At 41.7% G+C, this 11,017-nt stretch carries 8 protein-coding genes and 3 pseudogenes; 9 read left to right on the top strand and 2 right to left on the bottom strand.

What is annotated here, in order from left to right:
• Positions 1-408: 408 nt before the first annotated feature.
• A complete protein-coding gene (locus J2T13_RS12130; protein ID WP_429371545.1) occupies positions 409-963 on the bottom strand; it encodes a TetR/AcrR family transcriptional regulator in 555 nt (184 codons plus the stop codon).
• 167 nt (positions 964-1,130) lie between these two features.
• Here J2T13_RS12130 and J2T13_RS12135 point away from each other — a divergent pair, with 167 nt between their 5' ends.
• From J2T13_RS12135 to J2T13_RS12175, 9 genes and pseudogenes are all read left to right on the top strand, one after another.
• A complete protein-coding gene (locus tag J2T13_RS12135) occupies positions 1,131-2,576 on the top strand; it encodes a DHA2 family efflux MFS transporter permease subunit (RefSeq protein WP_429371547.1) in 1,446 nt (481 codons plus the stop codon).
• A gap of 347 nt (positions 2,577-2,923) precedes the next feature.
• Positions 2,924-4,015 (top strand): iron-siderophore ABC transporter substrate-binding protein, encoded by a 1,092-nt coding sequence (locus tag J2T13_RS12140; protein ID WP_429371549.1) that lies wholly within the window; start codon positions 2,924-2,926, stop codon positions 4,013-4,015.
• Positions 4,008-5,048, top strand: a complete 1,041-nt coding sequence (locus J2T13_RS12145; RefSeq protein ID WP_429371551.1) for a FecCD family ABC transporter permease — start codon at positions 4,008-4,010, stop codon at positions 5,046-5,048. The genes J2T13_RS12140 and J2T13_RS12145 overlap by 8 nt, the downstream gene beginning before the upstream one ends.
• Positions 5,045-6,076, top strand: a complete 1,032-nt coding sequence (locus tag J2T13_RS12150) for a FecCD family ABC transporter permease (RefSeq protein ID WP_429371553.1) — start codon at positions 5,045-5,047, stop codon at positions 6,074-6,076. Before J2T13_RS12145 ends, J2T13_RS12150 begins: the two co-directional genes overlap by 4 nt.
• Positions 6,076-6,829: pseudogene (locus J2T13_RS12155) on the top strand (ABC transporter ATP-binding protein). Before J2T13_RS12150 ends, J2T13_RS12155 begins: the two are co-directional and overlap by 1 nt.
• 320 nt (positions 6,830-7,149) lie before the next feature.
• Positions 7,150-7,374, top strand: a pseudogene (locus tag J2T13_RS12160) (response regulator); the annotation flags it as partial.
• Positions 7,354-7,459 (top strand): annotated as a pseudogene (locus J2T13_RS12165) (DNA-binding response regulator); the annotation flags it as partial. The pseudogenes J2T13_RS12160 and J2T13_RS12165, both read left to right, overlap by 21 nt.
• Before the next feature lie 95 nt (positions 7,460-7,554).
• Positions 7,555-7,785, top strand: coding sequence for a winged helix-turn-helix domain-containing protein (locus J2T13_RS12170; protein ID WP_429371565.1), 231 nt, complete (start codon positions 7,555-7,557; stop codon positions 7,783-7,785).
• Positions 7,782-9,218: a sensor histidine kinase gene (locus J2T13_RS12175; RefSeq protein ID WP_429371555.1), complete on the top strand. Its 1,437-nt coding sequence runs from the start codon at positions 7,782-7,784 to the stop codon at positions 9,216-9,218. Before J2T13_RS12170 ends, J2T13_RS12175 begins: the two co-directional genes overlap by 4 nt.
• A gap of 108 nt (positions 9,219-9,326) precedes the next feature.
• On the opposite strand, the gene J2T13_RS12180 is transcribed toward J2T13_RS12175, so the two are convergent.
• Positions 9,327-10,529 carry a macrolide family glycosyltransferase gene (locus tag J2T13_RS12180; protein ID WP_429371557.1) on the bottom strand — a complete coding sequence of 401 codons (1,203 nt, stop codon included), beginning with the start codon at positions 10,527-10,529 and terminating at the stop codon, positions 9,327-9,329.
• Between the last annotated feature and the right edge of the window lie 488 nt (positions 10,530-11,017).

Consider the following 11,017-nt stretch of genomic DNA (forward strand, 5'->3'; position numbering starts at 1 on the left):
ACGAACTTAAGCGCAGTAAGGCTTTGGAATTATGAAATTGATTCTATTATAAATATAAAATTTTGGGCCGAGTAGTGACCCGTGTCATTAGTTTTGTCATATGACAATATTGGTTTTTTTGGATATTCATCATATATAAGTAAGTAGACAAGAATATCATTATTGCCTCTAGGTTGTGATTTGAGGATACATAAGGGCTGAACCATAATTAAAAGTCCCTAACCTTTTACAGGTCGGTGGACTAATTATGCGGAATGTGCAAACCGTACCTAACACCTTACATGTTTGTGTTTAAAGCAAAGTTCCCCTTTTTCTAACAGTTCTGTCAGCCCGGCATTTTCAGCTCTATATAGAGAGTATTTATATGATGCTTCACAAGCTCTACAGTCTTCTTTTCCTACACCTTACTTACATGTGCCTTTTTGCATGCATTGAGATAATTTGACCTGCTATGTATTCAGAGCTAAATTGAGTGCCATCCTTAATCCACCACATAATGATCCCCAGTAGTGATGATGCAATAATATCAACCGAAACTGCGTCCTTTGTGGATTCAATGTTTCTCGCCTTTCTTCGCCTTTCTATCGTATTTTTTATTAAGTTAAACAAGTTGTTTTTGAATCCTTTATTCTCAATTAATACAGCAAAAATCTTCCGATAATCATAAACACAATCCAAAAATGTAACCAACCGTTCCTGCTCGTTACTACTCTTTACTTCTAATAACGGTTCAATTTTCAAAGCTAGGTCGTCAAAAATTTCATGTACAATCTGGCGTAACAAGTCGTTAATATCATCATAATGCAAATAAAAGGTTGCACGATTTAGTTCTGCACGGTTAGCAATTTTCTGAACGGTCAACTGAGGGATATCGAGATTTTCACCTAATAAGGAAAAAACAGCCTTCTTCAGCATCCTTTTCGATCGAATGGCGCGTGGGTCTTCTTTTTTATGTGTAGACATGTTATCCCTCTATCGTCGATTATTTTTTACTTCATTAACAAATCATGTAATTATGTCGATTAGTCAACACTTTCGAAGGAATTGCAAATAGGCATTCATCTTGAATGCTGATATGATTTATTTTATCGACACCATGTTGAAAAAGCAATGAAGAGAGGATTTACTCCATGCCAAAAGACAATAAAGAAATAAATAAAGGCATATTACTAACCATTTTGATCATTGGCTGTTTCTTATCAACCTTGAATCAAACGCTATTAAATGTCGCATTAAGTAATTTAATGGATGTATTTGATGTAACAGCAACAACCGTACAATGGATTTCAACGGGCTTTATGCTGGTCAACGGGATATTGATTCCGATTACAGCCTATTTAATGAAACGTTTTACAACACGTCAACTATTCATAAGTGCCCTGCTATTTTTATTAGTCGGTTCGATTATTTGTGCAGCGGCGCCAACCTTTAGTGTGCTATTAGTAGGACGTATGATTCAAGCTGCAGGTGCAGGGATTATTATGCCGCTCATGATGAGTGTCGTTCTTGCCATTTTCCCAGTTGAGAAACGTGGCAGCGCCATGGGACTACTTGCACTGGCGATAATTTTCGCTCCTGCCATTGGACCAACACTTGCGGGATTTGTCATCGAATTTCACTCTTGGCGCTGGTTATTTATCGGCATAATCCCACTTGTCATCATTGTCATTTTGCTGGCACTGAAATATTTGGTGAATGTATCCGAAACGTCTAAGGCGAAGCTCGATGTGGTCAGTGTTCTTTTATCAACCGTCGGATTTGGCCTTATTCTATACGGCTTCAGTAGTGCAGGTAGTAAAGGCTGGGACGATTTAATTGTGGTACTTTCATTAGTGATTGGTATCGTTGTAACAGCCATCTTCTGTATTCGCCAAATTAAGTCCGATGACCCCCTGTTGAATCTATCTGTCTTTAAAAATAAAGTCTTTACGTTAACGTCTCTTATTAACGTATTAGTCACGATGATGATGTACGCAGATATGATTTTATTGCCGATTTATTTACAAAATGGTCGTGGATTTACAGCATTTGATGCAGGGCTCTTATTATTACCGGGTGCACTCGTGAATGCCTTCATGTCACCCATCACTGGTAAATTATTCGATCGCTTTGGTGCGAAGCCACTGTTTATCATTGGTTTACTGTTTATTATCCCATCCATGTGGGCGGTAACAGATTTATCTGAATCGACAACGTATATGTATTTAATGATTCGTACGATTGGCCTACGAATTGGATTAAGCTTCATTACAATGCCACTCAATACGGCCGGACTAAATGCGCTACCCAAACAACTCGGTACGCACGGTACAGCAGTGAATAATACCGTTCGCCAAATTGCTGGGGCGATTGGTACTGCTGTCGTAATTACGATTTATACAGTCCAGGCAACAAGCCATGCAACAACATTGATGCAGGAAAATCCATCTACTACTACTGAGTTACTTAAATCTCTTACTTCCATTTTAGGTGCAAGTGATGCCTATTACTTCATGATGATCTTAGCCATTGTCGCATTTATCATAGTATTATTTATGCCTATGAAAAAAAAGGAAATGATTGAAGAAAAGGTATAAGTAGTTAGTATTGAAGGGTGCATGAGTGAATTAAATAAGCGCTACTAAAAGTGAAGCTACTTTTAGTAGCGCTTATTTTAATTATCGATAACCTGCCTTTCATCTTTTCATTGACAATCCGTCAAAGTGAATATATATTAATGAAATTGATAATCATTATCAAATATAAAAAAAGGAGACTTAAAATATAACAGCATCATCCCATTACTACTGATCATCACCGAAGTGGAAAGCAAAAATATCTTTTATCAAAAAGTTTACAAAAAATTATAATTTATGTGTGTTTACTCAGAAAAGTTAGTCCGTACTATTTAAAAATACATTTCATGATAAGGTAGGGTATACAAATGAATGCAAAACGAAAAATTTCATTAATAACACTAATTATTTCGGCTGTACTTATGATCTCACTAGTTGGTTGTTCAGGCTCAAATTCAACACCTGCACCAACTTCGACTGAAAGTGCTTCGACAAGTACCGAAACGTCTAAAACAGAAACTCCCGCTTCCCAGGATGAAAATACCCAATATCCGATCGTCATCAAGCATGCTTTGGGCGAAACTGTAATTGAGAGCAAGCCTGAACGCGTAGCTACCATTCAATGGGCAAATCACGATGTCGTTCTCGCTCTTGGCGTTGTTCCTGTAGGCTTTTCGGCGGCGAATTTCGGTGTTCAGGATGATAGCGGACTTTTGCCTTGGACAGCCAAAAAGCTAGAGGAACTCAGCGTAAAGGACCCGAATGTTTTCATGGATACAGACGGTCTTGATTTTGAGGCAATTTCAGATTCAAAGCCGGATGTCATTCTTGCAGCTTACTCCGGTATAACTCAGGAAGACTACGATCTTCTTAGTGAAATCGCTCCGGTTGTGGCCTATCCGACTGCTCCTTGGACAACCACATGGCGTGAGCAAGTCACTTTAAATGCAACGGGTATGGGTATGGCAGCGGAAGGCGAGCAACTCATTAAGGACACTGAGGACATGATTAACGAAAAGGTCATTGCGTATCCTCAGATTAAAGGCAAGAAAGTGGTTTGGGTTAACTTCTCGGCAGAAGATATGTCTAAACTACATATTTATACACCTGTGGACTCTCGCGTCTCTTTCCTGCATGAGCTAGGGATGGTTGATCCTGAAAGTATCACTAAACTGATTACGGATCCTACCAGCTACTCCTTAAGTTTAAGCGCTGAGAATGCTGAGGCCCTTAATGATGCAGATCTAATCGTTGGATATGGTAATGACGAATTGTATCAAGCCCTTAAAGCCGATCCACTGCTTGGCAAGATTCCTGCGATCCAAAGAGGTTCTGTTGCGTTTATAGAGAGCGATACCCCTTTGGTAGCAGCTGGAACGCCAAATCCACTGTCGATTTCTTATACCATCGACGATTACTTGAAATTAATCGGTGGAGCTATTGACAAGATAAATGAATAGTTCATCGATTCCGAACAACAACCAGCCAAGTTCACATATTCCTAAGAATTTCACCTTCGTTCTGATCATTTGTTTTATCCTGCTAGGCGTAAGCGTGATTGCCTCACTGGTCTTCGGTTCTCGACCCGTGAGATTTCATGAACTGGTAGACGGCTTATTTCACCAAGACGTAGACTCCTACGGGGCGAACGTGGTTCGCAAGCGGATTTCCCGAACCGTGTTCAGTTTACTTTGTGGGGCGGCACTTGGAGTTTCCGGAGCGCTTATGCAATCCGTCACTCGCAATCCTCTTGCCGACCCAAGTATATTGGGAGTAAACACAGGTGCATCATTGTTTGTGGTCTTCGGGATTGCTTTCTTGAACATAAGTAGCGCGAGTCAATATATATGGCTAGCTCTAGCTGGGGCTGCGATTACTGCAGTGTTTGTATTCGGAATCGGCTCTATGGGGCGTGGCGGAGCCACGCCCATTAAGCTTGTTTTGGCCGGAGCCGCCATAAGTGCAGCTCTTTCTTCTCTGGTCACCGCTATAATGATTCCACGCTCTTATGTCATGGATCAGTTCAGGTTTTGGCAAGTGGGAAGCGTCGGCTCGGCGACCTGGAGCGGGATTGGTACATTCATCCCGTTTCTGATCATCGGAATACTCATCGCTTTTATTACAGCCCCGGCACTTAATGCCCTGGCACTAGGAGACGAAGTTGCAACAGGTCTGGGCGTCCGAACAGGAATCCTGCGGTTTATTGCAGCTTTCGCGGGTGTTATATTGTGTGGCGCGGCTACTGCTCTGGCTGGACCTATTGGTTTTATCGGACTGTTATCCACTCACGTCGTACGCCTTATTCTTGGACCCGACTTACGTTATGTTATACCTATGTCAGCAATTGCTGGAGCAATCATTCTGACTCTATCCGATGTAGCAGGCAGGCTCATTACAAACCCTGGAGAGCTTGAAGTCGGTATAGTTACAGCGTTTATAGGAGCTCCAATCCTAATCATATTAGCTATGCGATCGAAAGTGCGTTCATTATGACAAATCAGACTATTGAATTTATTATGGCGGGCAGACGTCAAAGACGCCGCCGCTGGATACTTGTTACTAGCCTCCTTGCAGCACTTGCAGTCATTCTTTGCTGTGCCATGCTTTTACTAGGGAACACCATTTATCCCGTTAAAGATGTACTACGAGCGCTTTCAGGAGAGCAGCTCAAAGGTGTCTCTTTTGCCGTTAGTACCATACGTCTACCAAGAATGCTTGCGGGTCTTTTTGCAGGATTTGCTTTTGGTCTTGCAGGTTACACCTTCCAGACCATGTTGCGGAACCCCCTTGCGAACCCAAATGTCATCGGGATTACGTCTGGCTCAAGTGCGGCAGCTGTTTTTTGCATACTTGTCCTTCAGACAAGCGGAGCAATTGTTTCCCTTGCTGCGGTGATTGCTGGCCTTGCTACGGTCCTATTCATTTTCGTACTATCCAGAGGGAAGTCATTTTCAATAGGGCGATTAATCCTTATCGGGATAGGCATACAAGCTATGCTTGATGCTGTCATCTCCTATCTTCTGGTCGTTGGTTCTGAACAAGACATTCCCTCCGCACTCAGATGGCTCACTGGCAGCCTCAATGGCTCTCAAATGAGCGAGCTTCCGCCTCTTGTCATTATCGTGGTGATCTGTTCGCCTATCCTAATCGTGCTGGGAAAACATCTAAGTATATTGGAACTTGGAGAACAATCCGCTTCTTCTCTCGGCGTGAACACGGACAAGACAAGAATTGGACTGATTGTGAGTTCCGTCTGTATGGTTGCAATTGCTACTGCTACCACGGGCCCGATCGCCTTTGTCTCCTTCCTTGCAGGACCGATCGCGAATAGACTCGTCGGAGCCGGATCCTCAAACATGATTCCAGCAGGTCTTGTTGGCGTTAATTTGGTCCTGGCGTCAGATCTAATCGGACAATTCGCTTTTGAGTACAGATTCCCTGTAGGTATCATTACCGGATTACTCGGAGCGCCTTATCTGATCTTCTTGTTAATCCGAATGAATCGAAAGGGGGAATTATGATGATACCAACACATATTTTTCAAGCCGAACAACTCGTAGCGGGCTATGAGAATAAAACGGTTATCCACGGTGTGGATCTTATTGTCCCTAGTAATAAAATAAGCGTTATTATTGGCTCCAACGGCTGCGGAAAGTCTACGCTTCTTAAAACACTAGCCCGGCTAATAAAACCAACATCCGGCAAGGTGACTCTAGACGGAAGACCCATCGGCAAAATCCCAGCCAAACAATTAGCTCGAGTGATCGGGCTGCTGCCACAGTCCCCCATTGTTCCTGAAGGGATTTCTGTAGCGGATTTAGTTGGACGAGGAAGGTTTCCGCATCAATCCTTACTGAGCGGTTGGACCAAAAAGGATTATGAAGCCGTTGCCGAAGCAATGACCATTATGAATATAACCGAGTTTGCCAATCATAATATTGACGAGCTTTCAGGCGGTCAACGACAGCGTGTCTGGATTGCAATGGCTCTGGCCCAACAAACCGACATTTTATTTCTCGATGAACCGAAAACACGGAACTACGATTTTAATGGTTCTACATGATATAAACTTGTCCGCACGTTATGCAGACCATATTTTTGCGCTTCATAAAGGTAAGCTTGTAGCTGAGGGTGAGGCATCTAAGGTTATTACAGGCACATTAGTGAAAGACATTTTCGGGCTTGATTGCTCGGTAATAGAAGATCCGATCTCGGGTTCTCCTATGGTGCTACCCATAGGACGATATCATGTTAATAATGAATATACTCCTTAAATAAAGTCTATTACCCCAGGCAGATATCTGCAGGCGCTTGAGGAGCCCTCGTCACACCGTTGTCTGAAACAGCAAGTAAAAAAGACACTAGAGCAGCCGAGCACTAGTGTCTTTTTTGCTTACCATTACATCAACATACAGATGTGACTTTCTTAATAGATTCTTAATGCATTGTATAATATATATATTTCTTTATTTATTATTGTTATGATTTGATTGTGATCCCGATGGGATTCATGTCATTGGAAAAGGAGGAGTGATTCACCATCAATCAGATCTTAATTGTAGATGATGAACCTGAAATTCGTCAGTTAATTCGGATGCATTTAGAACAAGCAGAACTTCAAGTCATAGAAGCCAGTTCAGGACGACAAGCTATTCAGTATTTACAGGAACATACCATAGAATTATTGATACTGGACCTCATGATGGATGATGGCAACGGGTTTGAGGTGCTCCACTATTTACGAGAAGCAAATGCCAAATCGTTAGTTATTGCGCTTAGTGCAAGACGAGAAGTGCAAGACAAAATCGTGACGCTCGGATTAGGTGCAGACGATTACGTTACAAAGCCTTTTAGTCCAATGGAGTTGGGTGCTCGCGTGCAAGCACAGTTAAGAAGACATCGCCCTTATTCCTCTTATCCTGCTAAGGTTCTGCGATTAAATAAGTTAGTTCTGGATATTGATAGTTATGCTTTGATAAATGATGGACAATCATTTCCTGTGACCCCGGTAGAGTGCCAAATTATGGAGATGTTCATGCAAAATCCAGACCGCGTTTTAACCAAAAGGGAAATTTACAAGCAGGTGTGGAATCATGAAAACTTTGATGATAACAATTTAAGTGTCTTTATAAGCAGACTGCGAAGTATTCTTGAATCCAGGGAGGGCTCACCTCCTTACATTCAAACCATACGTGGAATCGGTTACAGATTCTCGGGAGATGGACAATGAAAAATCGAACAAAGCTTTGGCTACTTATGCTCATTAGTGCAATCATTAGTATTCTTCTGTTTACTTCACTTACCCTCGTTATGGGTAAAATAGGTGATAGGGGTTATAATCTGAAAGGCCTGAACGCTATCTCGCAAGAAATCCTTGATACGATTGCAAAGCATCAAGCTTTTCTTGCCGCAGACATATCGCCAATACTGGATAATGCACATACCAACCATCCTGATATTCGTTATGAATGGATTTCAGCAGCTGGATCAACGATTTATGATACCTTCGGGGAAGAAAAAAAATATGATTTTCAGCAGCTTGCGGATCGTATGCTTTATATGCCAGAGAACCTCTGGGGGATCGATGAACCCATTACGCTTACTTTTTCCATTAGCCTACAGGATCAACCCTATTACTTGCTAATGAGCTTGTCCAGTGACGCCATGAAACAAGGACAAATTTATTTCTTTATGCGTACCTTTAAGGTCATGTCTACTTTTATGCTACCGTTAATTGTTGCTTTCTTAATTCCATATCTGCTATCTCTATGGTTTTTCTTTTCCATGAACAAGCGTATCAATAAGCTCAATCATGCTATAGGGCAGCTTAACCTCCAAAGTGAAATCACTATACTAGAGGACACGAAAAAAGATGAGATTAGCCAGCTCACTGCGCATTATAATGCCATGGCCCGCCGTATTCACAATCAAGGCGAACAAATCAAGCAATTAGACACCAGACGCAAGTTGCTACTATCTAATCTTTCCCATGATCTACGCACCCCACTTACGATGATTTTAGGCTACGCAGAAACGATTCGCGCTGGATTGTATAAGGATGAGAAGGAGTTGCAAGCGAGTGCCAAAATTTTGCTTCAGCGCTCTCGTTATATGGATAAGCTCTTAGATCAATTGTTAGATGTTACTCGGCAGGATGAGGGGAATTTAGCGCTTAATGTTGCTGTGCATAATGTATCTGAAATGATGCGTAAAATCGCCGCAGACTACCTGATGTTTCTAGAGGGGCAAGACTTCACTGTTGAAGTCAACATCCCGGACGAGGACATCGAAGCTCGGATTGATGCCTCCCTAATCGAACGTGCTCTGCGGAACCTATTGGACAACGCGATCCGTTACGGCTTGGATGGTCTTTACCTTGAGATTGGACTTTCGAAAAATGATGATACCATCTCCATGACGGTTATCGATAAAGGACTCGGCATTCCTTTACAAGAACAAGAGTATGTTTTTGAACGGTTCTATCGTGTCGATGACAGCAGAAAAGGCGAAGGACTCGGCATTGGACTATCCATTGTCAAAGAAATCGTTACTCTCCATAACGGATCAATTACTTTGACGAGTGTCCCTTTTGAAAAAACAGCGTTCGAGATCCAACTGCCAATTCATCAGACTGAAAATAACCCTGACTCCTTCAATCGTTAACTCAAGTGCTAGCTCCTTTAACGAGAAGCCATCTATTATTGCCCCGTTCAGCAATTAACTATCTCTAACGGCAAGTTTAAAGGCCATCCTTGGTTGGATGGCTTATATTTAGAGATGATATTGACTTTTAAATTCACAAATCTCATCAACAGCTTGATGATACCCACCTGATGTTCGAAAGGAATCCCTAATCGTTGCAACGGCTTTATTGAAAGATGAGCAGCCCAACACATGATCTACGGCTTCACGTAGTTGATTTGCAGTCAAGCTCTGCATTTGTAATATAACGCCTGCTCCAATATTGGCGACTTGCCCCGCAATTATCGGCTGATCCGCGCTTTGTGGGATTACAATTAACGGAACCCCGTAATAGAGGCCTTCATGGGTACTATTCATTCCACCATGTGTAATGAATAATTTTGTGTATTGCAGTACTTCCGTTTGCGGGACAATATTCTTTACGATGAAGTTCTTAGGAATTTCCCTCAAATCAGAAATTTGGACTTTATTCCCAATGGACATAACAATCGTATGATCCGTGTTCCCAAATGCGTCAATACAAAGCTTATAGAAACCAATAGATTGGTTAAAGACTGTACCCAGGGAAATGTAAAGTGGATTTTTTCCTTTGATTGCAGTAAAGTCGAAGTTTTCTTGAGTTAATCGTGAAGAGATGGCAGGGCCCACAAATTTATACGTTGGGTCGAATGCTTCCCCAAAAGGTTGAAACTCCCTTGTTGTATAAACGATTGTAAGGGGTGCAGGATTACAAAATACTTCGTAAGGAGAATGGATTTCCACATCATATTTTTCCTTCACCATTACCGTCAGGCTTTGAAATTTATCGTTTATAGGTTTAACAATTTCTGTATGGACTTTTACAAACGATTGTTCCAACATTTTATCAAATGAACCTTTTGTCTGCGCAAAAGAAGTACACGAGTTGATTGCAGGAAGCTTAAGAATTTGAGCAAGTAACCGTCCACAACCAAACATGGAATCATGGATGATATAATCAAAATGTTCGCCTTTGATCTGTTCAAGAACGCTTGGTATGACTATGTCTGCCGTAAGTAAAAGGCCGTTGATTCTTTCAAGTAAATAATCTCTCCCGCCTGAAATAAAGGCTTTTATAAATTTATGTTCGTCAAATGTTCGAACTGTTGCTCCCGTCTTCTCAATACGCTCCCGAAAAGCTTCTATGCAAAAGTACACTACATCTTCTCCACGCGAGATAAGCTCCTGTACAACTCCAATAGTTGGATTGATATGCCCCTCTGATCCACCATTAATAAATAAAACACGAGCCATTTCTACCACTCCTTAGAAATACTATTTAGATTGTGTAAGAGTAGGCTACTCTATCCCATAAGATCGCCAGAAATCAAATAACGGAAGTGATAAATACGATAGAAAATAGTTTTATATGTATAAATCATTCGCCTTTACAAGCCGGCCTATAACGAGAACGGCAAACCAGGCACAGGCGTTACAGACATCGCTGATGCCAACCCGGGGCTTGCAGCTATTTTTGCACCGTACGTACCGTTCGGTATATGGCGGTTCCTTAGTTTACGTAGTGACTTGTCGATAATAATTTGAATAGAATAAGAATCCGAGCCCTTTGATCTTGTTGTTTCCGAGGGATTTGTGGAGGATTGGGCTGTTGGAGGTTTAGCTAAATATGAACCATCGTGGAATTTCAGAGTCTGTAAAATAGATTGTGTAAACTCCCAAATCTATTAAAATAGATATATAGGAAGGTTGGGGAGCACACATGGGATTATGGACAAAAGAAC

The sequence above is a fragment of the Paenibacillus sp. DS2015 genome (assembly GCF_050433705.1).
GTDB lineage: Bacteria > Bacillota > Bacilli > Paenibacillales > Paenibacillaceae > Paenibacillus_AQ.

Excerpts from the sequence above, each read along its gene's own strand:
- J2T13_RS12130 (WP_429371545.1), bottom strand. The coding sequence starts at position 963 with ATGTCTACACATAAAAAAGAAGACCCACGCGCCATTCGATCGAAAAGG.
- J2T13_RS12135 (WP_429371547.1), top strand. The coding sequence starts at position 1,131 with ATGCCAAAAGACAATAAAGAAATAAATAAAGGCATATTACTAACCATT.
- J2T13_RS12140 (WP_429371549.1), top strand. The coding sequence starts at position 2,924 with ATGAATGCAAAACGAAAAATTTCATTAATAACACTAATTATTTCGGCT.
- J2T13_RS12145 (WP_429371551.1), top strand. The coding sequence starts at position 4,008 with ATGAATAGTTCATCGATTCCGAACAACAACCAGCCAAGTTCACATATT.
- J2T13_RS12150 (WP_429371553.1), top strand. The coding sequence starts at position 5,045 with ATGACAAATCAGACTATTGAATTTATTATGGCGGGCAGACGTCAAAGA.
- J2T13_RS12175 (WP_429371555.1), top strand. The coding sequence starts at position 7,782 with ATGAAAAATCGAACAAAGCTTTGGCTACTTATGCTCATTAGTGCAATC.
- J2T13_RS12180 (WP_429371557.1), bottom strand. The coding sequence starts at position 10,529 with ATGGCTCGTGTTTTATTTATTAATGGTGGATCAGAGGGGCATATCAAT.